The sequence below is a fragment of the Burkholderia sp. MSMB1588 genome, from assembly GCF_001546925.1.
GTDB lineage: Bacteria > Pseudomonadota > Gammaproteobacteria > Burkholderiales > Burkholderiaceae > Burkholderia > Burkholderia humptydooensis.
Map to the genome: position 1 here is coordinate 127,035 of NZ_LNJS01000004.1, position 24,173 is coordinate 151,207.

Sequence of the window (24,173 nt, forward strand, 5' to 3'; positions counted from 1 at the left end):
TCACTCCCAGAGCCGGGATCTGTGACCGGCCCAGATAGCGCCCGCACCGAAGACCAGGCACCCGAGCGCGCCGGTCAGCCCGATCTTCACGAGCGCGCACGCCGCGATGCCGATGGCGAGCACGCCGACGATCGTCCAGCCGATCGACAGGAGATTTCGTCCGCGGACCGGCGGTGCCTTTGGGGTATCGAGTCCGTCAGGCATGCCGATTCGCTCCGTTGCAATAGTCGACGGCCACCAGCTCGCGCATGGCGTCGTGCGCGGCCGACGCGTCGCGATCGCGCCACGCGGCTTCCAGAACGGCCAGGCGCGTCAGTTCGATGGTGGACACATCGAACGCCAGATCCGGGTCAGTTCCGCCGTGCGCCCACCATTCGACCGCGAGGGCGCCCAACTGACAGAACAGGGAGTTTTTGCAGGCCGAGAAGACCGCGAGGTACAGGTTCGAGCACGCCGCGCGAAACGTCCGGCCGTCGCGCGCGGCGCACCGGGTGGCGCACGTGGCGAGGATGCGCTCCATCGCGGCATCGTCCGCGTGGACCGCGACGTCGGCCGCGGCCGACGGGCCGATCAGGGTGGCGATCGCCGCGAGTTCGTCGAGGAGCGCGGCGCGATCCGGCTTCGATTGGGCGCGCCAGTGCAGAACGTTCGGGTTCACGACGCGCCATTTGCGACGTTCGGTGATGTACGTGCCGCGCCGCGGCGAGGCGGTGAGCATGCCATGGGCGATCAGCTGTACGACCGCCTCGCGGACCACGACCCGGCTGACGTCGAGGCGCTGCGCCAACACATCCTGGGGCGGCAGCGGCGCGGCATGTTCTCCGGACGTGATGATGAAGTCGAGCAGCTGATTCAAGGCCGCCTCGGACGGTGTGACCGCACCCGCACCTGCCGGATGCAATCCGTCCGCATGACGATCGTTGTGCATTGGCAAAGCGTCGATGGCCGTTTCCATGGATGGACCTCAATAGGGGAGGACGTAGTCGCTACCCTGCGACCAGCGCGATTGCCAGTGCTGGAGGTAGCTGCGCGCGACGGCGGGGCACTGCGAGATCAGGACCGCGTTCTCGCTATTGCGCCGCGCCGCGCTGCTGTAGTTGAATGAGCCGGTCTCGATCTGCGCACCGTCGATCACGATGTATTTGTCGTGGTGGATGGGGTAGATAGAAACCGTGCGCGATGGAATGCCCGCCTGCGTCAGGAGATTCAACGCAGCGACGCTCGCTTTGCCCCGGTTCGCTTTCTCGTCGACGACGACCGCGACATTGACGCCGCGCTGTTTCGCGGCCATCAACGCACGAACGACCGACGGTGACGTGAACGAATACGCGGCAAGGCGAATCGACTGGCGTGCTCCGCTGATTGCGGAAACGACCAGTTCCTCCGCGGATCCGTCCGGCGAGTACGCGACCTGGACCGGGCAGGTTTCTGCTGCCTTGACGGGGTGTGCGAGCAGCGCGGCGCTCGACAACACAGCGCAGGCGAACAGGCGGGCGGGCGAGCCCACTGTTGCGCGCATTGCGCGAGCTCGAGCGAACATCAGTCGGAGCGCAAGTCTCATCATTGCGGGTCCTTTTTCGGTTCTTGGTGTTCGTCGCGACCGGCATCGACAGGCGACTCGTTCCGGCTGGCTGCGGCCGGCGCAGCGACGACCGGCGTGACCGTGAGGTCGATCGTGTACATCCCGTCATCGGTCGGCATGAGCGCACGCAACGCCCCGAGATCTCGCTTCGGTCGACTCGACTCGAACGTGAATTTGAGCATCGGGATATCACCGACCGATTCGTCGCTGGTCGAATCGATCAAGGGCTGCGCGATCGGGTTGGCATGCGCAGCGCTCTCCGGTGCGACCGCGCTACGTGTTCCGGCATTGAGTGGGGGATGGGTTGGTGTGAGCGCGGCCGCAAAGCCAAAGCCGACCGCGAACATGACGATTCCGACGGCAATCGACAGGGTCCACGCGTGTGTCGGTTCGCCGCGCTCAGCGAGCTCAGCGTGATCCGCTGTTTCCTGCGTGTAATCGGCGCGGCGAATCCGGACATTCAGGTAGCTCCCCAGGCGCTCGAGCAGCGTGTCGCGCACTTCGTCAGATACGTTCTCGTGAACCATCGAGAGCAACGTGGCGAGCTCCTCGCGCTGATAGCTGTGAAACGCTGCTTCCAATCCGACGCGCGCTCGCATCGCGTCCAGGTCGTGCATGTACGCCTTATCGCGCGTCAGCAGGTTCCGGATCTGCCGGGAAAACACCTGGCGCTCGACCGGCCGAAGCAGGCAATCCTCGGGATACTCGACAATGACGTTCATCGCGGGGCTCCTGATGTCGCCGCCGGAAGCTTGAGCTTGTCCCGCAGCTGGTCGGTGTAATCGGTGATTGCGTCGCTGTTGAGCACCGCGGCCTTGTTGACCAGGATGCACTTGCACGTCGCGCCGAGCTCGATGACTGCCGCCGACAGGTCGCGCGCGAACTGGGCCGACGCAGCGGTGGCGGTCGACACGTCGGGGACGGAGGCTGCTGCCTGCACGCTGCGGCGGTCGAGGTAGCGCTGTTGCCCGAGCACGACGAGTTGCTGCAGATCCACGGTTGCGACGGGCTTGGGCAGATGGGCGAGGCGCACGTAAAGCACCGGCGCGAGCGCGAGCAGCGTCACGATCGACGAGATGAGAAGGGGGGCGACGTAGCCGGCGATGTCGCTCTTGGCTCGCCCAGCGGCCTCGGCATCGGGACGGCTGGTGCCGGTGTCGCCAAGCGCCGGCGCGGCGACGGCTGCGGGCTCGTCGCTCGGCTGCTCGACCTTCGTCGCGAGGGTCGGTTCTTCTTTCATGCCCGACCTCCGCGGCGTTCCAGCATGATCGCAAGCGCCTGAGCGTGCGTATGACCGTGCTCGAGCAGACGGTCACGCTCCTCGACATCCTCGCCGGTGGACGACGCCATCATCAACGCGAGCGGATCGGGGGCGTGCCGCAGCAGTTGTTCCCCCTCCGGGGAAATCAACACCATCTCCGAGAAGTGACCGTCGATCTTGGTCAGCGAGCGGATCATCTGTTCAACGGCCGGTGAGAACGAGATGGTCCCCTCTGCCTTCATCTTGTTGAACGACTGCAAGTCCTGACGCAGCACGATCTTCCAATCGGAGTTGGTCCACGCTGCCTTGGACGCGTCGTTCTTGAACGCGTCGTAGATCGACTGTGTGCCGAGGCCGAATATTCCCTTGTACTTCCGAGCCCGGCGATATCCTTCCTCGATGAAAATCGCGGTCTCCGGATCACTGCCGAGCAGCTGCCAGGCCTCGTCCACCAGGGCGAGTTTGGGGAGGTTGCGAGGCGACATGTACATGTCGTACGTGATGCGGTTCGTCGCAGCGAACAAGACGACGCGGCGCAGCTCGGGCGCGTCCTTCAGCTCCTCGAGTTCGAGCGCGGTGAGGTCGTTGTCGAAGTTGATGTTGGCCTTGCCGTTAAAGAACCGCCCGAACGCACCGCCTTTGCAGAAGGGCCGCAGTTGATGCGACAGCTCGAACGCGATCCGCTCGACTTCGCCCTTCTCGTTCTTGATCTTGTCCTTCAGGTATTCGGCGATCCGCGTCGGATTCGATTCGGGACCGTAGTCGGCCCAGACCGCGGTGATCGCGTCTTCAATGAACGAATACTGGAGCGGCGACAACGAACTGTCGGGCGACGCCATGCGTCCGATCATCGGCTTGAGCAGGCGCAGCTCCTGTTCAAACGTGTTCTCGCTGTCTGCCGCCACCCACGTGAATGGATTGATGCAGATGTCCGAGTTCAGCTTGAATTCGATGAAGGAGCCGCCCATCAGCGCAACAGCGTTCTCGTAGCCGCGACCGACATCGATAATCGAGCAGCGCGCGCCGAGGCTGCGGTAGGCGTTGACCACCTCCACCAGGAACGCCGTCTTCCCGGCACCCGAGACGCCTGTGGCGAACAGGTTGTAGTTGCCCTGCTTGTTGGCGTAGAAATCAATTGGCGTGATGGTGCCGCGGCGGCCATACAGCAAGAGGACCGGTCGCCCGAGACCGCTCCACTCTGCGAGGACCGGTGCCATGTCGATGGCGTTCACGGTCGTTTTCGTCGACATCAAGCGGTTGCGCTTCAAATCCCGGTACGCGCCCTTGGTGAGCGTCATCGGCAAGCTCGCGTAGAACGCGCCGAGATGGAGCATGCGCAACGGGGTAATCCGAAACCGCACCTTGTCCCAGATGTTGATGGCCATCTGACTGGCCCGGTTGATGCGCTCCTTCGGAGCGAACAGCAACAGCGTGTGATAGATCTCGCACAGTTGGCCACCCGCAGCGATCTGGTGCTGCACCATCCGCCAGTCGCGATTTTGCGTGGCCAGATTGACCTGGAACTTGGCCATCTTCGATTCAGCATTCTGCTGGGCGCGCGCGGCCTTCAGCTGTACCCGGTTGTCGGTGGCGATCCGCTCGAGCGTCTGGACGCCACCGCAAATCAGGAACGGACACGGATACTGGAGCTCCGGATCGGTGAACGATCCGATGATGTTGCTCATCTCCCAGAGACGCTTTTCCGCCGGGTAGCGCTGGATGCCAAAGGCGCGGACCGCGACGCGCGTGTCACGCTCGACGTCGTCGGCCGGCGGAACACCGAAGACGATCTCCGTGGTCCGCACGCGCGCGCGATGCCCGACGGCCGTGATCTGTTCCTTGATCGGCCGTGTCGGGTCATAGCGCAGATCCGGAAGGGGGGCGTCGTTGAACAGATATTCCGGGTTGAAGATCGGGAACAGGAAGGCGATCAGGGCATCGGCGTCCATGCTTCTCGCCGGCAGATTGCCGGTGCGCAGGGAGGACAGCAGCGTGGCCTGCAGGTCGTGCATCTGCTCGACGAGGATGGGATCGTCGTGCGTGCCGGATCGGGTGACGGACAGCACCAGGCGGAAGCGCCGAACCGCGAACGGCATGTCATCGAAAAGCGACTCGCCCATACGACTGCGGATGAACTGGGTGCGTTGCTTGGCAAGATCGAGAAAGAGGGGGTCGACCTTGCCGGCTTCGACTGCCTCGAACCGCAAATCCTCGTAGCGATCGAGTACGTCGTCGACGCGCGAGCTCCCGAACAAGCACCACTGCACGCCGGTTCCCGAGGGAATCGGCGTGAAGAGGGTGCTCAGCCGACTGACCATTTCGTCGTCGGCGCCGGTTTGGGGAACGACATCGAGGACGAACGCGACCGAGTTGTCGTTGTAGAAGAGCCCGGTCGTGTCGTCGTACTGGTCGTACTTCAGGATCTCGTGGAAGCCGCTCGCATCATCCTGCTGCGGCACGTTCAGCGTTTCGTCGATCGGATCGTGCTCTGGGGTCTCACCGAGCACGGACTGCCGCACCACGTCGCGGACCCTGGTCCTTGCCAGCTTGAGCCAGTCACCGGTGTCGGGCATCTTCATGGCGGGCTTCCCGTTATTGCGGCGAGCGAATGCCGGTCGCGAGGTTTTTCAGGAGATCGCCGGACATCGGCGCTTGCCTTACCGCCTGCTGGGCCGAGTCCATCGCATCGCGAGCCGATTTGAGAAGCTCGCCCTGTGCGGCCTGGACGGCACCGCCGGACCCGAGGGCGGCTGCTGCCGACGGCGGCTCGACCTTCGGCGAAGCGCTCGCGTCCGCCGCAACGGTGCCGCCGACCGTCGGCCGATACAGGTCGCGGATGCGCCGCTGGTTGTGTTCGACGAGCCAGCGACCGGTATCGGTGGTGAGGTAGATGTAGCTCTGGTCGTGGAGATCGCCGTCGGCGTCCTCCCACGGCGCGATCCACGCGCGAACGACATGCGGCGCGCTGCGGATCGGCGAGCCGCTGAAAAGCGGCCGAGCGAGCACCGCGCCCTGGGCCGGCGTCTTCGATGTCGGCGCACTGGCAGCGGCCAACTGGCTCGTGCGCGTGCCGCGGACGTTTCCAGCCTGCAGGTTCGCGAGCGAGCCCGTCATCGAATCGCAGACCACGCCATCCGGCGCCTTACAGGCGAACTTGCTTTCCGCGTCGAGGCCGGAGAAGCTGCACGCGGAGACGACCGCGACGATTGCCGAGACCATCAGGAACGAGCGGGCAATCATTGCGCCACTCCCTGCGCCGGCGCACTGGTCGCTGCGCTATCCTGATCGCCTGCGCTGGGCACGCGTTGTCCGGCATTCAACCAGGCCTCGAGCTGCGTCGCGGAGACCGCCCCCGGCAGCATCCGGCCATCTTCGGCAATCAGCGTCGGCGTACCCGTGACGCCGAGCCGTGAACCGAGAACCAGGTTGTCATTGATCGGGTGATGGCACGCCACCAGGGGCGGCAGCCGATTGCTCGTCATCCAGTCTCGCCATGCCATCGCGGGATCGGTCGCGCACTGGATGCGGATGGACTTGTTCGTCGCACCGGGGTGGATCGACTCGAGCGGGTAGAGAAATGTGTAGATGGTCACGTTGTCGACGCGCTGGAGTTCCTTCTCGATAGCACGGCAATACGGGCAATCGGGATCGGAAAAGATCGCGACGACACGCTTGCCGTTGCCGTGCACGGTCTTGATTGCGTGATCGAGAAACTGCGCCGGAAAACGGGTCTTGTAGCCCTGGGCCTGCGTCTGTTCGGTCAAATCGACCTGGTTCTGCATGTCGAAGAGATGGCCGAACAGAAAATACTGGCCGCTCGCGTCGGTGTACGCGATGTTCTGCCCCATCGTCACCTCGTAGAGCCCCGCGACCGGCGCCGGCTTGACGTCCCGGAACGGTGTGTTGGGATAGAGCGAGGCGAGGTGGGCCGCGACGGACTGGCTGTCGGCGGCGGTCGCCGCAAGCGTCGACGCGGCGAGGACGCCCACGGTCACGGCAGCAATCGCGCGTTTCAGGCGGATACGATTAGTCATCAGAGAATCTCCGGGAGCGATCGCCACTGCGACGGCTGCTGTCGCGTCGATCGAAGAGGGCGGCGGTGGAGGCGTCGACGAACGTGCCTTGCGTGATCGAGACTTCGATCGTGCGCGTCGCGTCGGTTTCGATCACCGGGTACAACTTGTCGGCTGCCTTGAGGTAGTACTGGGCGAGCATCTGACCGGCGGAACCGACGCCACCGCCGATCGCGGCGCGCCCGACCTGGCCGCTGTCGACGGTCTGCGAGATGCCGCCACCGCCGATCGAGGTGACCGTGGCCGATTGCTGGAACGCCTGGCCGATGCCGCCGAGGGTTCCCGAGAGGATTGCATTGGCGAGCAGTTGCCCCTGCTTCGTCACGAGCCTGCCGCGCACGCCTTCCTTGCCGTCCTCGCCGATCAGCTTGCCCTTGATGGGGATCTCGATGGACTTGCCCTCCAGAATGCAGGACAGCGTTTGCGTGCGCCCCATCATGCGCTCCGACGACAGGTCCCCCCAGGTGGCGGCGACCACGCGGCAATCGCGCAGATCAAGGCGCTTGCGGTTCGGGAGGTTGGCGGCCTCGAGGGCGTGCAGGTCCACCGACAGGGGATCGCTCTGCGCCTGGCCGCCGGTCGGCGCGTCGACGCCATTGAGCATGCCGACGCGGAAGAACGACCCGGCCGGCAGGATATTGACGAGGCCTTGCCCGCTGCTCGAGGTGGCAGAGCTATTTCCCTTCGTGGTGGCGTAGCGGCGCGCCTTCGGGTCGGTCGGAAAGCCGATGACTTCCTGTTTTCCGCCGCTGGAGCCTGCGGAACTCGAGCTGTCGGCGCCCGAGCCGGATCCGTCATCGGCGAACGAGATGATTTCGAGCTGACGTGGCGCTGCGTCACTACCGTCGATGCGCTGCGCGAGCGTGCCGCCGGGAGGCGCCAGGACTTGCTTTCCGCCCAAACCGCGCGGGGTGACCGGCAATGGCTTGTTCAGCGTCGTGGCTGCAGTCGCGCTCGACGCCGGCGTCGCTGCAGTCGCCGCCGCGCTGGATGCCGCGGCCGCAAGGGATGCCGCCACAGCGGCAGATGCCTGCTGGGCAGCGGCGGCGGACGCCATCTTGTCGATCGCCGCCTGTTGCTCTTCAAGACGGGCCTGCTGCCGTTGAACACGTTGCTCCAGATCGGCCATCGTGGAGGCCGACTTCGCACGCCACGCGTCGCGATCGTCGATCGTTCCAGGCTGCTGTATTGCCTGCGTGATCGGCTTGAGTTTCGGCGGAGGCGCGGTGTCGTCGGTCAACATCAGGCCGACGCCCGTGATCGCGACGATGACGACGATCGCGCCGATCAAAACCAGGCGCTGCCGGCGCTTGGTTTGATCGTTCGACGCGACGACCGGCTTGGTATCACTCATGATCGGTGCGCCCCCTCACGACATAGACGGCCGTCGAGTCGCCGGGCGCCAGCGTTTGCTGATCGACCACGATCGCGAGCACGCCTTTGCGATACAGCTCCTGCTCGGCAATCACCATGTCGCCGGTGGACACGTTGGTCAGCCGGTATTGCTCGCCGACCAGGTCGTCCTCGGTATAGCGCAGCTCGAGCGTCAGCTGCGCCTCCTGCCAGAGCGGCACCATCTGGTTGACGGGCGTCACGGCCGCGCTCGATTGCGCGTCCTGGTCATCGTGCGCCGCGACCATCTCCTCGAGCAGGCTCTTGATGGCGGACTGATACGACGACGTCCGCGTCGAGATCGCTTGAGTGCGGCGGACCTCGCCACCACCGGGCACGGGCACGACAATGTTGGCGCTCGGCATGCGCCGCGGCTGCAGCAGCAACTGGTAGGTGTCGTTGTGGTCGTCGACCACGAAGAGCGACTCGGTGCCCTGCGCGGCGTCCGGGTCGGCGAACGTGAAATAGAGCACACCGTTGGCCAGATCCTTGACGTACGTGAGCGCGCCTTTCTGCTTCGGGATGATCTGCGTGATCTTTCGGCCGTCGATGGCGAGCCGGTTCTGCTCGGTCGCCGAGACGTTGTATTCCGACAGGGCGGCGCCCGTTCCCGCAAAAGTATTACTGGCTGCGGCCAGCAGCAGCGCGAGTGCTGTCCAGCACTTCCTCGGCTTTGCGAACATAGGTCCGTCCTGAAAAGGAGATGGGAAGCTCAACGACATAGGTGTGAGGCAGCGTCGAGACGGGCTGATCCCCGATGTAGGTCTTGAGGGTACCCTTCCAGATGACGCGCTTGGCCTCCACGAAGATCTGTTGCGATTGCGGTGACCAGATCGTCGTGATCTTTTCGCGTTTGATGCGGATCGCCGCCGCATCAAGCTGCGTCTTGAAAACCGGGTACTGATCGGGCTCTACCAGCTTGAGGAGGATGCTGTTGTTGTAGTCGACGGTCTCCGGCGTCGACGTCAATATGAGGCTGAGCACGTAGCCCGACATGTCGCTCAAATAGTCCTGATCGGCCTGGCCCGCGCCGATCTGGTAAGGGCGTTTGACTTCAGGCGGTACGATCCGAGTGGTGTCGTGAAGCACCGTCCAGCCGACCAGCAACGCCAGCAGGACATTGGCGATCGCCTGCCCCGAGATGATCTTTCGGTGGAACCGGATCGTGTCGGTCAGCTTGTCGCGTTCGTTCTTGGCGATGTCTGGACGCATGGCTCAGCCCTTGAATTCGCGAAGATGGGTCGGTGGCAGGTCGGATGGCGTCGGCATGCCAGCGATCCACGCGATCAGGTGCGCGGCGATGCCGGGATGAAGGTCCGATTTGAAGAAGTGGGAATACGCCCACGCGAGGCCGATACCAAGGAGGAAGCCGACGATCGGATAGCCGGTGCCGAGACCCGACATGATCCCGAACATGGCGATGCATGCGACGTCCCAGTCCCAGAACAACAGCTTGGGTGGGTCGTCGAGGGACAGGGGCACGGCGTGGGACAGATCGTCGGCTGACATGGGCCCTCCCTTAGATGGTTGCCGTGAAGCTGGAGTTGATGATCCCGACGATGATGCCGACCAGCATGCCGAGGGCAACGCCGCCGAGAATCCACTGGTAATCCTTGCGGACCGCGGCGACGAGCATGCCGATCGCGACGCAAATGAGGGCAGACACCTTGCCGAGGTTGCCCTTCACCCAGCCCTCGAACTTGGTGGACGCATCCTGGAACTCGGTACCGTCGGCCGCGATGGTGTGCGAGATGAAAGACAACAGGCCGATCAACAGGCAGACGAGCAACAACGCCTTGGCCCATTGCCGCAGCTGTTCGAAGCGTTCATCCTCGAGCGTGGCTGCGCTGGCCGTGGGGGAATGGTTCAACGTCGACATAGGATTTCCTCAATGAAGGTGACGTCACGGGGTGGAACGAGCAGCCGGCGTACACGTCACCACGGGCTTGCGGTGAGGTGTCTGCCGGTGTCGGCGCACGCGCTTCGCGGGGGAGCGGGCACGCGCGGGCGACTCGGTATCGGCCGGGAGGGGCGTCGAGACAGAACGTGGTGCGACAGAGACGGCGAGATGCTTGAGCGTCCGTTGCGGGCATTCCGGTCCGTCACACAAGACAAAGTCACCGTCAGGTCGCATGCCAAATTGCGCGACGTCCGACAGTCGAGCGACTGGGTTGGATGACGCAAGCGCCTGGGCATGCGCGGCGCCGATGACGAGCGATAGCGCAATGACGACCAGCCGGATCATTTCTGTTGCTCCCTGGCCGCATCATGCTGATAGGCGGCGTAATAGCGCTGCACGCTTCTCACGTATCGCAGTTGCGCGGCTACGTTGCTGGAGGCCGGACCAGTGTTGTAGCAGCCGACTGCCTTCCACGTCGGGCCGAACTGTTTGATGCAATTCGCGAGCACCCAGGCGCCAACCTTCTCGCTTGTGCAGGCGTCGAGTAGGTCTTCTCTCCGAATCCCGGCGCGCGTGAGGGTTGGCAGATGGACCGTATTGATCTGCATGACGCCGATTGCACGGTTTCCGTCGGGCAGGACCGGGCCTTTGGCGCCGCTCCAGCCGCGGGATTCGTGCCAGCCGATCGCCTTCAGCAGGATCGGGTCGACGTTGTACAAAGCGGCCGCCTCATTCCAACAGGCCGCATGCCCGATTGATGCATGTCCGAACACCAATAATATTAGTAGTACGAACCTACCAATCGGACGTGAGCTGATATTCATGCGTATCATCGGGTCAGTTGGTGTTAGTACAAGCGCCGGTCAACGGCGACTTGCATGGAATAAAAAGCGCTGCGCACACATCCTGTAATGGACATGTCCGCAGCAAAGCCACCAGCCTCGAGTGAGGGCCGACAAAGGAAAATGCTGGTGGTGAGAGAGGAAAGAAAAGAGAAAAGCGGCCCTCGACGGAATCATGGTTGCCGAGGGCCGAAAGCCCGTCTGGTCTATCCGAGGCACGCGGCTAGATGTAAACGCGTGACCAGACGGGACTCCGGGGGAGTTCGTGACGTGTTGTACGATGAGCCAAACCGTGGGGGGGCGATGTTCGACGCAAGACAACCGAGATACGGCACACAGCGTCGATCGAAGGCGCGACCTTGAGAGGCCTCGCCAGGAGATTTCCCCGAGTATGTTGCGCGCGAAGCAAATGGCAACAATCGACAAGATAAATAGCGAAAATCCAGCGGTCGACGCCACTGGGAATCGCAAATATGGTCGTATAATAGGACCAGCCACGGGCACTCTCGCTCAGAACTGTACCTTGGTTAGGTCGTATCGGATGTTGGCGCATCCGGTACGGCCGCTTCTACCGCTCGCGGCAATCGACAGCGTTGGCGCGCTCCCGATGCAGCTTAATTAACTACCTTCTTACGTCACCGCCCTTTTTGTCCCACTCGAGCTCAAATGCGGTGAGCTTGAGGTCGTTGCGTTCGAGGTAGCTGACCATACGATCAAGACTCGCCCACGCTCGTGGGTGATCTCGAGTCGTGAAAAGCGTGTGCAGCCCGTCTTTCCACGTAAGCTCAACCACGAGGATGTAGCCCTCAAGAGCTCTCTCGACACGAGCGTTCTTGATCGCCCCGGCCCGGGCGTACTCTCGAAACTCGGACTCCGTAATTCGACTCAAATTCATCTCCAAGATCGACAAGCCTGTCATCTTAGAGGGATACATATCGCTACGGCGATCTTTATCTAAATTAGTGTCGAATTTTCGCTTCCGGGTTGTCACATTGTCATATATTGAAGTTTCAAAATATAGTATTTTGCTACAGCGGTCTCGTCAACTTGTTTTTCATACTGAACCGTCCCGGGCCTGGGTTCGCAAGGTCATGGGTCCTGGAACTACTCCTTCAGCTTCGCCCAGACCTTGCTACGCAACGCTAAGGCCGCCGGCGAACAAGGTTTGTAGGGGCGCAACCGCCCCCTTAGCGATGCCGGGGTAACGATGGCCGGGTTCGAAAGGATGTCCGGATCCATAAACTGCTCAGCGCCCGAGATCTCGTTGTCGTACTTCTGTGCATTCGAGACGACCGCGATATTTTCCGGCTTCATCATCCAGTTCACGAATGTGTATGCCGCGTCAACGTTCTTCGCCTTGGCCGGGATCAGCAAGCTATCCATAAATAGGCGGACACCCTCCTTCGGGTATGAGAATCGGACGGATGGGAGCATCTTTTGCGCTCGAACCGTCGCACCATTCCAATTCTGCTGAACAACGACTTGCCGAGAAGCAATTCGATCAATTGTCCCGTCGTTGCTGTACACCTTCACGTAAGGCTTCTGTTTGAGCAACACGTCGAGCACACGCTTCGCATCCGCGGGCTTCTCCGTACATTCATCCTGACCAAGATACCAACTGGCCGCCATGTAGAGCTCCTCCTGAACATCGAGATCGGCAATCTGCCCGCGAAGCTTCTCGCTCGGTTCGAAAAAGGACCGCCATGTATCTGGAAGAGTGCCACCGGCTACGCGGGCACTGTCATATGAGACCCCAGTCAGCACGATGGTGTACGGCATCGCGTAATCCCGGTTCGGATCGAATGGTGGATGCAGATACTCTGGCTTGATATTCGACGAGTTCGGCAGCCGGGTCTTGTCGAGCTTCAGGAGCAGTCCTCCCTTTGCCAGGATTGGCACGTAATAGTCGCCGGCGACGACCACATCGTAGTTTCCGGCCCCCGCCTGCAGCTTGGTGAGCAACGTCGCGTCGCTGTCGTACGTATCCAGCGTGGCTTTGATTCCCGTTTCCTTCTGGAACTTCGCCAGGAGAGACGTCGGAAAGTAGTCCGGCCAGTTTGCGAAATGCACTTCCGCGGCCTGGCCGTGTAGCGCGATCGAGCATGCGGCGGCGAGCAACAGCTTTTTCATCCAAGATTCCCTGAAAGTTGAACCGCGGTCGCGGTCGGAAGCGCGGCGGGCAGTACAGCGTCCCTGTCGCGTGACCGACCTCTTTTGTTGACGAATGCACTGAGAACCACAAGTACGACGGACGTTACAATCACGATAGTGGATATCGCACTGACCTTCGGCGTCAGCCCGACTTTCAATGCGCCGTAGATGTATGTCGGCAGCGTGATGAGGCCGGCGCCGCCCAGAAAATACGACGTAACAAAATCATCGAGCGATGTCACAAAACTCAGAATTGCGCCGGTCAGCACACCTGGCCAGATCAGTGGCAACGTGACACTCCAGAAAGTTCTCCATGGTGTTGCCGATAGGGTTGCGGCCGCGTCGAGCAGATCGCGATCGATTTTCATCACCGCCGCGCGAATCGGAATGTACGCGACGGGAAGGCAGAAAACGACGTGCGAAAAAACCAGCGTGGCAAAGTCTAGTTCGATCATCATTCCGGAAAAAGCCAACAGGGTCGCCACGGCGAGCACGATTTCCGGCACTACGAGCGGCAACTTCATTGCCTCCTCAAAGACTGTCAGGGCGCGACCACGCGTCGATCCGATCGTGACCGCGGCGGCGACGGACAACACGCTCACGATGCAGACGGTTGCGCTTGCCAACGTCAACGAAGTCCACGCGGCGCGCAATAGATTGGGGTCGTCCATGATGTCGCGGTAACCCTTAACGCCCCATCCGCTCAAAATAAGCGCCGACGGCCCGTCGATGAAACTCGTGATGAACAGCGCAGCGATGGGGAAATACAGAAACGCAACTGTAGGCACTGCAATCCATTCGACGCCCGGAAATGGCACACGTGCGTCTCGACCGATACCACCTTGATTTACGTCGAGCGGCGTGCGCCGCGCGAACCAAGTAACCGCGACGACGATGCAGAGCAAGGCAATTGAAAGCGATGCACCCATCGGCCAATTGCGATCCGAGGTGAAGGCGAGCTGGACTACGTTTCCGATCATCATAGACTTTGCGCCGCCTAACAGATCAGGGATCACATAAGAGCCGAGCGCCGGCACGAAGATCAACGCAACGCCAGCGCGAATACCCGTCGCGCATGCCGGAATCAGGATGCGCGTTAGTGCCTGCCACGGCGTCGCGCCAAGGGTGGATGCTGCCTCGGCAACTTCGAAATCGAATTCCCGAAAACTGACGTAGAGCGGCAAAACCATAAACGGGAAAAAGATCGAAACCAGGCCGATCATGGTTGCGATATCGGTATACAGCAGCCCCAATCCCGTCACCTGACCAAGCAGGCGGTTCGCTGCCTGGTTCACAATGCCGCCGTCCGCCAGCAAAATGACCCAACCGTAGGCCCGTACCACGAGACTTACGACGAAGGGTGCTGAAACGAGTAGAAGGAAGAGCGACCTGCGGCTGGCCGCCTGCGTTGCGATGTACAGCGCCGTCGGAAACCCGAGAAGAAAGCAAATGACGGTAGTAGCTGTCGCGAAGAGAAGGGACCTCGTGAAGACAAGAAGATACGCAGATCGATACGTCAGATTTCCGTCGAAATCCCTGTCCAAGATCAAGTTGAAATATCCAGCGAAGGAGTGCTTTGTCCACGCAACGCCACCAAAATCGAGCGGTTCGCAAAATGAAACATAAAGCACAATAAGTAACGGAATTAAAATGCCGACGGCAAGCACAATAGCCGCCGGCCAGCATCCGAAATGCAGGGTTGTTTTTGCTTGCGGAGTGTCCCAAATACGCAGAATGCTCATGGCCCCGGTTCCAAAATTGTGCGCTGGTATTGCGCCGTGGACAGACCAGAGCTTACCGAGATTCTGCGGCACCGCAATAGCGTTAGTGCACAGTTTGCGCCAAAATGGACACTCTTCGCGCCAGCACAATTTTAGCGCAAAGGCGATATCGTATTATTCACCGACGAGCACAGGTCTCGCTCGTTGACAACCGTCATTAATAAATGGATCACGACATTGAAAAAAGATAGTGCTTCTCACTTTGCCTATAGGTCCATGGTAGAAAGCGATCTCGGAAATTTCTACGAAGTACGATTTTCGGTCCGGGAGAACCGTATTTATCCACATCAAGTCCATTTGCTGGACCGGAGCCTGCTCGTCGCTCAAATAGACCAGGGAGGCGGGTGGATCTGCACGGATTCGTCGACTGGGGTGGCAGCTGGCGTGTGCCTGCCAATATTGGGCGACGTGCCGATGATCGGTGCGCTGTTTGTCCGCCCGACCTATCATGGACGTGGCATCGGTGGCGAGTTGTTGAACAGATCCCTCGATTGGCTGAAATCGAAGGGCGTTGAAGAAGTCACACTCGTCACCGATCCGGGATCCAACGCTGACCACTTCTATCAACGTCGAGGCTGGATACGCGGCGACTTCGATGCCTACGGCGTTCAAGTCGTGTTCAGGAAACGACTCGAGGGTCGATAAGAATGGCCCAACGAACCTCCGGCGTCGATCTCGCAAGCCGGCGTCCCGCCCCATTGCACACCATCATCATTGCAGTTCGCGTGCTCGAGCGCGCGGGGTACTCAGTTTCGGATCTCCTGCAGGGGTCGGGAATAACGACAACGGATCTCTCTCGGCCCGCGTTAGTCGTATCTCATGCGCAGGAGCTGATTGTCTTTGCAAATGCCCTTCGGGTAACAGGCGACGAGTCGATTGGCGTCACGATCGGCCAATCGATCCCGGTCACCGCATATGGTGTCCGCGGACATGCGATGCTTGTCAGTCCGACGCTAGGAGCTGCACTTCGACTCGGTTACACATTTCCACGACTGGCGATTTCGTACTTTGATACTGAGTTAGGCGAAGACGAGGACGACGCAGTAGTCACGATCAGTGGGTACAAATACCGATCGGACCTCAGAGCCCTTAACACGGGGATGGCCGCCGCGGCTTTCAAGCGCGAGATAGAGGACCTGCTGGGCTATCAACCTGCGTACAAGCGGATTACGTTAGATTTCGCAAGACCGCAAAACGCCCGTAGGTATCGCGAATTGTTCGGTTGCGATGTAGAGTTTGAGGCGGCTAAAACAGCTATCATCTTTCCCAGAAAGGAGCTTGAAACTCGCCTTAGATACCGGCATGAAATAGAGTTCGAACTCGCAAAGCACCTATGCGCGCAACGTGAGCGAGAATTTGAAGCGTGGAAACCAGAGCAACTGGTCACGATGGCGCTGCAACTGTTACATGAGAGCTACGGCGGAGTGCATTCCACGGAATTGGCTGAAAGGCTTGGGATATCCCACCGCGGGATGCAGCGCGAGTTCGAGCGGTCGGGCGTGACATTTCGCGGGCTCCGCGACGAAGTTCGAAAGGCTCGCGCGGCAGAATTGCTGCAAGCAGGTCCGGGTTCCGCCAAGACATTGGCTCGTGATCTCGGATATGGCTCAAGTTTCGCGCTTAAACGCGCGCAAGCGCGCTGGGGTCGCCCGTGATCAATAAGGCGCTGGCTACAGCTTGATACAAGTCATGAGCTTGCGTGTCGGCAAGAACGTTGAAGGCCGAGACCGGAGCGTCACCAGACGTTGCCGTCGTTGGCAAGCTTCGGTGCATCAAATTGTATAGGCCGAGACCTGACCGGTCAGTCAACGTCAGATTAGGTCTCAGACAATACGATCGCTCGTCGCCAATGGCGGTGTTCGACCCTCATCTGCCGTTCGGGCCGACGCCGCCTCAACGGCCGCTTACAAGGTGCAGCGGTCGTTCAACACTGCATACCACTGGGCCGCCAGAGTGGTTGGATCATGCGAAGGCCGGAACCTACGGAATCCCGTTCTGGTATTCTCGGCGATGCATCGAATAATGGGCCGACATATGGGATACAAATTTAAAAGCGGGGCGCTTACGGCGTATCTCTCGCATAAGGCTTCGGCGCGGTTACCCGAGTATTTCGCTCCAGTGGCACTGGAGTTGAGTGAACAAGTCCGAGGTTACGACTTCACTGAAACAGCGCAAGACGGTCAAATCAACGTGAGGATGTTCGAACACAACCTCGAAGAAACGCAAAGCTTTGTCGATTGGTCTGTCCAGATATGGAATCAAACTTGGCGTTCCGTTCATCGGTCCCGTAAGATTTCCACGGATGAGTTTCTTGCGAACATCGTGCTCCGAGACGGAGATGCGCCTCTTGAATCGCTTCTAGTCATGTTTGAAAGTTGGCACGAAGATGGGGAGTTGGACGATGGTCCTTACCTCTCCCTGACGAAGTATTCATTTCAGGAGGTTTCGGAAGAACCATTTGCAACGATAGGGAATCTATGTGCCGCTACTGGTCTGGCGGTCTTAGATCAGTTGATCGTACACTTCAAGTCGAAGAACAAGGAACGCGCGCTGTACGAGCTGGGACTGGCATGGCAGTTCGCGTCGATTGCGCGTTGGAGCAACCATATGGAAATGGCTTTCTACTTCCAGACGGAGTCGAGCCGTGAGAGGATGGCGCGCGCTGCAAGAGCACGGCATAAGAAATCCCCGATCCAGATGGTGAAGAATGAGGTGTACGAACTGTGGCAAATGTGGGAGCGATCTCCATCAAAGTATCCAACTGCGGCCGCTTTCGCGCGCGATATGTGCGACAAATGGCCTGACCTGCTCCATAGCGAGGTCGTTGTTGCTCGCTGGGTACGTGACTGGCGGAAAAACAAGGCGGGATAGCACCCTGCATGCAGGCTGCGCACCGAGCGAGCAACATGCGCATGGTGCATGCACCGGGCTTTCGCAACGCGACTCAAAGGCCGACACTGACGATAAGATTAGTGCCATGAGGTCGCAGGATGACAAAAAGCCGGAAATCTTTGCCTCTGAAGAGGAGTGCAGTCCAAGAGTATACGCACCAAGTGCCTTTGGTAGAGTTAATGCGCTTGTTCGCAACAGAGTCGTTGGCCGTAAGGCTAAGCGTTCTATTATGCGCGCTGGGCGGAGAAATCATCTTAAGCGCGTTGATTTGTTTAATGCGTCTAAGCCTCGTCGCGATGCTTTTATTGACGACGAGTGAAGGCATAAAACATGGTATCTTGGCGTTACTCTAGTTGCCCTGGTTATTCAATCTCGGCTTCAATACGAAGCGATCGTGAGGCTCGGCTGTTTGAGCGGAGCAGTCGTTCGAACGACCGCGTGTCGGTGATGGCGAACGACCGCACTTGGCCGAACTGAGTCAGCGATCTGACACTGCCTGTTTTACCTAGTCCAACCTTTTACATCTAAATCTCCCGTTCCTTCCTTTGAACATCATCAGATCTGTCGTGCTCGTTCTGTGCCCCGATTGAGGTGGTCTTGTCCTGCTGCTGCGTGATGGCCTGCCTGGTCAGGCCGACGTCGTTCGTAACGATCGCGATGTCGTGTGACGCGCGCGTCACGCCGACATAGTAGCTACGATCGCCGAATACTTTGGCGAATCCCTCGAGCATCTGCTCTGCCTGCTTGGGCTTCTCCGGGTCGATGTCGGGCATGTTGATCACGAAGATCACCTGTGCTTTGGACGCGCCTTGCGCTGCGTGGATCGTCGACGTATAGGCGTGGTCCCAGTGCTGACTGGTGTTGAGATTGACATGGTGGTGGGAGGTAGCAGCCTTGTCCGAAACCTCCAGCACCGCAAGCCCGCCCTGCAGCCCGATGACTTTCGCCGTTTCACCATTCTTGAACGTGTCGTCGTTTCGGGTGAGCCGAATCACGTCACCAACCGCGAGTTGACGCTGCTCCATATCGTAGACCTCGACCTTATTGTGTTTCGCGGGCTCCCAGTCGAGTCTGGTGCCGTCGCGTTTCTCTATCGTCACCACACCCAGTTCGTGATCCACGCCCAAGACCCGCGCATAATCGCCCTTGCTAGCGTCGATTTGCTGATAGTCGCGATTGAAGCGCACAACGTCGCCCGGCGTGTAGTACTGCGCTTCCTTGATCATCGCGCGAGTCCACCCCTTTGAGACAAGGATTTCTAGGGCGGACTCGCGCCCCTTGAGTTCCCTTCGTGCCCACATCTCCGCGCGTATGTCGTCGTTGAGCGAGACACGATCCTTGTTCAGCGGGGTGATGACGATACTGGCGGCCCGCTCCTCCGGAGACATGGCAAAGTAACGGCTTTTCGCATCGCCGAGCACGTCTTCGGTCTCGGTCACCTTGCCCTGGCGTGCAAGATAGTCGAATGACTGGAGATTGCGCTTCAGCTCGATATCGGTCAGCCGCTCGCCCGCCTTGAGTAGGTTACGGCCGGTGATGATGTCGACGGCCTTCTGCATGTGCGGCGTCTTTTGACGGTTGATTTCCGTCATGTGCGCGGTTGCGATCCCATGGTCCTGGGCCAGTTCGAACGGCTTGCCGGCTTCGACACCCTGCAGTTGCAGCTTGTCGCCCAAATAGACCACCTTCGCGTTCGCCTTCTCGGCCAGGTTGTGGATCTGCGCCAGCTGGCGCTGCGCTAGAAACGACGACTCGTCGACGACCCACAGTTCCGGCCTTCGCACGAAATCCGGCGCGAACTGCTTGGCGAACTCGATGTCCTTCTGCAGCTGCCGCTCTTTGATCTGGAACATCGCGACAGTATCGGCGGCGATTCCGGTCTCCTTGACCATGATCTTGGAAGCGGCGCCGGTCGGCGCCATTCCGCGCACGACATAGCCTTCCGAGACCGCGATGTCGTTCAGGGTGCGCAACATGGTCGTTTTGCCGGTGCCGGCGAGGCCCTGGACCGCGACGAAGCGGTCCGGCGACGTCAAGGCCAGAACGATCGCGTCTTTCTGCCCCGTAGCGTACGGGAACGGCTGTTCCTTCTCGGACGCGGCGATCCGCTGCGTGACCGTCGCGGCATCCAGCACGATCGGTGCGCGGTCCTTTTGCTGGCGAACGAAGTCGATCGCCCAGCGCTCGCTCTGGAACATCTTGCGCGTGGTGTATTTGTCATCGGGAAGGGCGATCAGATCGCCTTTCTTCTCGAGATCGTCGAACGCGCTCAGGACCTCCCGGGCACCAACCCGCCCGGTCCCGTGTTCGATGGCGATCTTGACGAGATCGATCTTGTCGACCGACACCTCGCGCTCGATCAGGTGCGCCGCGGCGAACGACATCGCGTCGCGCCCTGTGAGACGTTGCGGGATGTCGATTCCTTCCTCCTTACGCTTTGCTGCAGCCGCACGCAATCCGTCCAGATCGATGCCGTGCTCCTCGGCGCGGGCGTTCCAATCGTCGAGCAATTCCTGGTGATCGACATCCTTCTTTCGGTCGCGCGTCGCCAGCGCGGCACGCTCTTTTTCGGCGGCGCTCGCCGCATCGAGCGTCGTGTTTTGCTTTTCGAGCACCTCCTTCATTGCCGCACGCCGCTGACTGAAATGCTCGATCTGCTCGCGGGAGACGCCTTGGATTTCGAAGTTGCCATTCTTATCCGGGTTCGTGAGACGGTACCCGAGCTGCTGCAGGCCACCAGCGAGCTCGGCGTTGTAGATGGCGCCGGCCAATTTCTGGATCTGGTAGATCTCGCGGTTGTCGATCGACCGCCATTGACCGTCCTCCCGTTGCGTCGCATTGATCAGCACCGCGTGCGTGTGGGTCTGGGGATCCAGATCGCGACTCGTGTTGTGCCGAAACATGGCGACGATCATGTTGCCGGTGTACTCGAGCGACGTAACCCCGTTCTTGGTCGCACGGGTCCGGATCACCTGCTCCTCGATGTAGGTGAGCGCAACCTCGGCGGCCCGCTCATGCGCCGCGCGCACGCCCTTGTCGCCGGCAACCTCGGCAAGCAACGAGACGCTCTTGGGCGCCGAGAATGTCAGGTCGATTCCCGGCTGATGCTCCTGCCTCCGCTCGCCGGTCTTTTCGTCGATCACCCATTTTCCGAGCTGCTGATCGCGCACGCGCCCCTCGAGCAGGTTCATGAACTGCGCTGGCGTGACCTTTCCCGACAGGCCGAGTATGGTGGCGCCCTTGCCGAACCAGGCCGAATGCTCGGCGTTCTCGTCCTGGGTGTAGTAGTTGTCTTTCGCGAAATAGGTCTGAGCCTGCGCGGCGTTGCTGACGTTGTGCAAACTCAACATGGCACATTCCCCTAATACCCGAGCACTGGGTCGTACTGCCGGCTGAGATGGATCCGCCGTTCGAGCGGAGGGAAGCACACACCGACGTCGGCGCATCCCTGGATCGTGACGACGAGATCGACCGGGCGCCCTTCGGTCATGATGACGTCGACACGGGTTTCGCGATCGTAGGTCTCGACGGTCTTGCCGAGCGTCGCGTCGAAATGCATCGTGCCGGGAGGTTTCACGACGTTGTAGATCAGGCGCGTCGGGGTTGGCGTCGTCACGCTGATCTTGTCGCGATAGAGCCGGTAGCCGGGAGCGATCCGAAATACGATGCTCAGGTAGCCTTTGGCGACCTGGAGATAGTGCATCCGGAAAGCCATTTCCGGCGAGAGCAGGTGGTCGGGGCCCGCTGCGGTTTGAGCGATCCCGATGCCCGGAGCGGCGAGGGCAGGGAGGGCAAGTGCTGCGAGAAAGAGGCGTCGGTTCATCGGCTGGTCTCCGCGATTTCAGATTCGAGTGAATTGCCACGCACTGCGTCCGGTCGACACCACTTCGCCGGTGTCCGGGTCGATGTATTGCACCGGTTCGGCGAGGATCTCAGGCTTGGTCGTCCAGTCCTCGGGGGTCGCCGGCGAGCCAGATGACGGCTCCGGTGGCGTTGGCCCGTCCGCAGGCGATGCGCCGCCACCGGCGAAAAGCTCGCCGAACGGGCGCCGCTTGACGAAGGCCGGCACAACCTTGGGCGACGGAACGTACTCGTAGGAAACGCGCGCTGTCGGATAGTTGCCCGGCACGACGAGATAGCCGGTCATGTCGGGGAGGCGGCGAATCTCCGACGACAGCACGAGGTCGCGCAATTGCCGGCGCTTGGCGATGCTCACACCGTCACGCTGAGAGTTGAGACCGAAACTGACGGATTCGTCCTTTTCCTCGATCTCGCCTTCGCCAATCAGCTCCGCGAGCTTTCTCGCCGCTTCGCCATCGGTGACGCGTAACAACAGCTTCGTCTGGCAGCCGGAGATGATGGTGGTCGCCAGGTGAATGCCGTAAATCTCGTAGATCTGAGAGAAGTCCTGGACGCCGAGTACCATGCACATACCGTATTTCCGCGTGCCGGTCAGGGCCTGCTTGAGGATATCGAGCTTCTGGAGGGTCGGCAGCTCATCCAGCGAAAACCAGAGACGTTCCTGATGAATTGGATCGAGCCCAAGCACCGCCTTGATCGCGATGTCGACCCAAAGCGAAAGGATGGGCTTGATCGCCTCGCGCATTTCCTCGCGCGTCGAGATGAACATCCACGAGTCGCTTTCCTGCTGGATCCAGCGACGAATCGAGAAATGCGGACCGTCGTCGCGAAGGTATCGGAACGATGACAACTGGTTCTGGACTGTCATCTTCAACGACATGCCGGTCCGCTCGGTAATCGGATCGACATACGATGCGCCCGCTGTGTTTCGCAGCAACTGGTAGATGCCATCGAGGTTGTTGAGCGCGACAGAAGAATACAGATTCTTGTTCGTCATCCGGTTCTCCCGCTGGAGCACCTGGACAACGTCACGAAACACCTCGCGTCCGGCCATTGCCCAGAATGGGTCCGCTTCGGTCGGATTGGGAATCAGGCCGGAGGCCATATTGTCGAAGTGATACTCTTCCTCGATCTCCTGCCAGATATTCCAGTTCGGCGCGCGGTCGTCGAACGGATTCATGATGATATCGACACCTGGTCGATAGAATGCAGCGGTGAACTCGCCCGACGGGTCATAGACGATCATGCGCTTGCCGCGCGCGCGGACCTGCTTCATCAGCGCGAAAAACTGCTGCGACTTGCCGGTACCCTGCGCACCGGTGATGATGGTATGAAGCGTCTCCGATTTTTTCCGCATCGGCACGCCGGCGAGCTGGTAGGGACTGGCGTCGTCGGCCTTCTCGAGCAACCGTTTGAGCTCCGGTCCGGTTGCGAGCGTTGCACCCCGCATCTGCGTATCCTTCATCGCGGCCCGACCGAACTCATACCAGTAGGTGCCGATCAGCATCGCGACGATGATCGCCACGGTGCACGCGAGGATCAGGAATTTCCGCACGATGGACCCAGCGCGCCCCCATACCGGATCCGTCAAGACGACGACCTGGTCGACCGACAACGGGAGCACGACGCCGTCGCGGTTGTAATTCATCGGCGCAGCGGTCATGTACAACGTGCTGCGAATATGCGCGAGGACGTTGTCCGCGAGATCTGGCCAAAACCCGTGCGGTGCAAACAACCATAAATAGAGCGCACCGACGACGAGGCCGGCCGCGAGGCTCGCCAGGATGATATTGCGCACTGCCACCAAAATGAGGGCGAGGCGGTGCATCCATATTTCGGAACCGATGCTGAAATGGTGGCCGACGCCTGCCTTGCTATCCGCCTTCATCGCGCGCCCCTGAGCAGCTCGGCCGCCAACCGTTCCGCCGCATCCTTGGCCCGAATCGTTGCGGACATGTCGTTGCGCGTGACGATCTCGTCGAGCAGAAACTGGCAGTGAAAGATCGCGCGAGCCAGATCTTGGGACAACACGCTGGCGGAACCAGCCGCGGTAGGTTTGGCAAGCGCATTGGCCGCATCGACGACGCTCTGCGCGCGTGCCGTGCACGCGTCAACTGACTTGATCAGCGACTCGATCGATTCGGTGAAGGCGCCGCGCTCCGCGAGCCGTCGTGCATATTCGGAAAATGAGATGCCCCGGGCCTGCGCTTGCTTCTTGTAAAACCGGACGGTTTCGGGAGCGTCCCGGAAACTGACGCGACCGGTTTCGACACCAGATGCTTTTCTTCGTGAAGGCATGGGATGTACCCGGAATGAAAAGAGCGCGTGCACGAAAAGTCGGGCAAAAACCTCGACTCACGTGCGGAACATCGCTCGATTACAGCCCTCACGACAGCATTTTGTGATGCGACGTTACCACGGCCCTTGGCGAGTCGCAA

At 60.6% G+C, this 24,173-nt stretch carries 23 protein-coding genes; 3 read left to right on the forward strand and 20 right to left on the reverse strand.

What is annotated here, in order from left to right; genetic code table 11:
* The 16 genes from WS92_RS30050 to WS92_RS30130 all read right to left on the reverse strand — a co-directional run bounded on the left by WS92_RS30050 (nucleotide 1) and on the right by WS92_RS30130 (nucleotide 14,943).
* Nucleotides 1-204, reverse strand: a complete 204-nt coding sequence (locus WS92_RS30050; protein ID WP_059928703.1) for a hypothetical protein — start codon at nucleotides 202-204, stop codon at nucleotides 1-3.
* On the reverse strand, nucleotides 197-955 hold the full coding sequence (locus WS92_RS30055) for a FadR/GntR family transcriptional regulator (RefSeq protein WP_099975899.1): 759 nt from the start codon (nucleotides 953-955) through the stop codon (nucleotides 197-199). Before WS92_RS30055 ends, WS92_RS30050 begins: the two co-directional genes overlap by 8 nt.
* A gap of 9 nt (nucleotides 956-964) precedes the next feature.
* A complete protein-coding gene (locus WS92_RS30060; RefSeq protein WP_059928707.1) occupies nucleotides 965-1,519 on the reverse strand; it encodes a phospholipase D family nuclease in 555 nt (184 codons plus the stop codon).
* 41 nt (nucleotides 1,520-1,560) lie between these two features.
* Entirely contained in the window at nucleotides 1,561-2,304 is a 744-nt protein-coding gene (locus tag WS92_RS30065) for a hypothetical protein (protein WP_059928710.1), read from the reverse strand.
* A complete protein-coding gene (locus tag WS92_RS30070; protein ID WP_059928713.1) occupies nucleotides 2,301-2,822 on the reverse strand; it encodes a hypothetical protein in 522 nt (173 codons plus the stop codon). Before WS92_RS30070 ends, WS92_RS30065 begins: the two co-directional genes overlap by 4 nt.
* Nucleotides 2,819-5,422: a type IV secretion system protein TraC gene (gene traC, locus WS92_RS30075; protein ID WP_082743483.1), complete on the reverse strand. Its 2,604-nt coding sequence runs from the start codon at nucleotides 5,420-5,422 to the stop codon at nucleotides 2,819-2,821. Before traC ends, WS92_RS30070 begins: the two co-directional genes overlap by 4 nt.
* Nucleotides 5,423-5,435: 13 nt before the next feature.
* Nucleotides 5,436-6,083 carry a type IV conjugative transfer system lipoprotein TraV gene (gene traV / locus WS92_RS30080; protein WP_059928716.1) on the reverse strand — a complete coding sequence of 216 codons (648 nt, stop codon included), beginning with the start codon at nucleotides 6,081-6,083 and terminating at the stop codon, nucleotides 5,436-5,438.
* Entirely contained in the window at nucleotides 6,080-6,877 is a 798-nt protein-coding gene (locus WS92_RS30085) for a DsbC family protein (RefSeq protein WP_231755862.1), read from the reverse strand. The genes traV and WS92_RS30085 overlap by 4 nt, the downstream gene beginning before the upstream one ends.
* Entirely contained in the window at nucleotides 6,870-8,270 is a 1,401-nt protein-coding gene (locus WS92_RS30090; RefSeq protein WP_059928722.1) for a TraB/VirB10 family protein, read from the reverse strand. The genes WS92_RS30085 and WS92_RS30090 overlap by 8 nt, the downstream gene beginning before the upstream one ends.
* Nucleotides 8,263-8,991 (reverse strand): TraK domain-containing protein, encoded by a 729-nt coding sequence (locus WS92_RS30095; protein WP_082743484.1) that lies wholly within the window; start codon nucleotides 8,989-8,991, stop codon nucleotides 8,263-8,265. Before WS92_RS30095 ends, WS92_RS30090 begins: the two co-directional genes overlap by 8 nt.
* Nucleotides 8,930-9,520, reverse strand: coding sequence for a TraE/TraK family type IV conjugative transfer system protein (locus WS92_RS30100; RefSeq protein ID WP_059928725.1), 591 nt, complete (start codon nucleotides 9,518-9,520; stop codon nucleotides 8,930-8,932). The genes WS92_RS30095 and WS92_RS30100 overlap by 62 nt, the downstream gene beginning before the upstream one ends.
* 3 nt (nucleotides 9,521-9,523) lie before the next feature.
* The gene (gene traL, locus WS92_RS30105) at nucleotides 9,524-9,817 is read right to left on the reverse strand and encodes a type IV conjugative transfer system protein TraL (protein WP_043283253.1); all 294 of its coding nucleotides are present in this window, start codon (nucleotides 9,815-9,817) and stop codon (nucleotides 9,524-9,526) included.
* A 10-nt stretch (nucleotides 9,818-9,827) separates the two neighbouring features.
* A complete protein-coding gene (locus WS92_RS30110) occupies nucleotides 9,828-10,187 on the reverse strand; it encodes a hypothetical protein (RefSeq protein WP_059928728.1) in 360 nt (119 codons plus the stop codon).
* Nucleotides 10,188-10,549: 362 nt separating this feature from the next.
* Nucleotides 10,550-11,032 (reverse strand): lytic transglycosylase domain-containing protein, encoded by a 483-nt coding sequence (locus WS92_RS30115; protein WP_059928826.1) that lies wholly within the window; start codon nucleotides 11,030-11,032, stop codon nucleotides 10,550-10,552.
* 1,122 nt (nucleotides 11,033-12,154) lie between these two features.
* A complete protein-coding gene (locus WS92_RS30125) occupies nucleotides 12,155-13,180 on the reverse strand; it encodes an extracellular solute-binding protein (protein WP_059928734.1) in 1,026 nt (341 codons plus the stop codon).
* Nucleotides 13,177-14,943: an ABC transporter permease subunit gene (locus tag WS92_RS30130; RefSeq protein ID WP_231755863.1), complete on the reverse strand. Its 1,767-nt coding sequence runs from the start codon at nucleotides 14,941-14,943 to the stop codon at nucleotides 13,177-13,179. The genes WS92_RS30125 and WS92_RS30130 overlap by 4 nt, the downstream gene beginning before the upstream one ends.
* A 255-nt stretch (nucleotides 14,944-15,198) precedes the next feature.
* Here WS92_RS30130 and WS92_RS30135 point away from each other — a divergent pair, with 255 nt between their 5' ends.
* From WS92_RS30135 to WS92_RS30140, 3 genes are all read left to right on the forward strand, one after another.
* A complete protein-coding gene (locus WS92_RS30135; RefSeq protein WP_059928741.1) occupies nucleotides 15,199-15,627 on the forward strand; it encodes a GNAT family N-acetyltransferase in 429 nt (142 codons plus the stop codon).
* A gap of 2 nt (nucleotides 15,628-15,629) precedes the next feature.
* Nucleotides 15,630-16,637 carry an AraC family transcriptional regulator gene (locus WS92_RS33965; RefSeq protein WP_082743485.1) on the forward strand — a complete coding sequence of 336 codons (1,008 nt, stop codon included), beginning with the start codon at nucleotides 15,630-15,632 and terminating at the stop codon, nucleotides 16,635-16,637.
* Between the two features lie 379 nt (nucleotides 16,638-17,016).
* Nucleotides 17,017-17,853, forward strand: coding sequence for a hypothetical protein (locus tag WS92_RS30140; RefSeq protein WP_059928744.1), 837 nt, complete (start codon nucleotides 17,017-17,019; stop codon nucleotides 17,851-17,853).
* Nucleotides 17,854-18,398: 545 nt separating this feature from the next.
* On the opposite strand, the gene mobF is transcribed toward WS92_RS30140, so the two are convergent.
* The 4 genes from mobF to WS92_RS30160 are packed head-to-tail and all read right to left on the reverse strand — an operon-like array spanning nucleotide 18,399 to nucleotide 24,033.
* Nucleotides 18,399-21,224, reverse strand: a complete 2,826-nt coding sequence (gene mobF, locus WS92_RS30145) for a MobF family relaxase (RefSeq protein WP_059928747.1) — start codon at nucleotides 21,222-21,224, stop codon at nucleotides 18,399-18,401.
* Nucleotides 21,225-21,235: 11 nt separating this feature from the next.
* Nucleotides 21,236-21,697, reverse strand: coding sequence for a protein-disulfide reductase DsbD N-terminal domain-containing protein (locus tag WS92_RS30150; protein WP_082743486.1), 462 nt, complete (start codon nucleotides 21,695-21,697; stop codon nucleotides 21,236-21,238).
* Nucleotides 21,698-21,715: 18 nt separating this feature from the next.
* Nucleotides 21,716-23,623 carry a type IV secretion system DNA-binding domain-containing protein gene (locus tag WS92_RS30155; protein WP_059928751.1) on the reverse strand — a complete coding sequence of 636 codons (1,908 nt, stop codon included), beginning with the start codon at nucleotides 23,621-23,623 and terminating at the stop codon, nucleotides 21,716-21,718.
* Nucleotides 23,620-24,033, reverse strand: coding sequence for a hypothetical protein (locus tag WS92_RS30160; RefSeq protein WP_059928754.1), 414 nt, complete (start codon nucleotides 24,031-24,033; stop codon nucleotides 23,620-23,622). The genes WS92_RS30155 and WS92_RS30160 overlap by 4 nt, the downstream gene beginning before the upstream one ends.
* Between the last annotated feature and the right edge of the window lie 140 nt (nucleotides 24,034-24,173).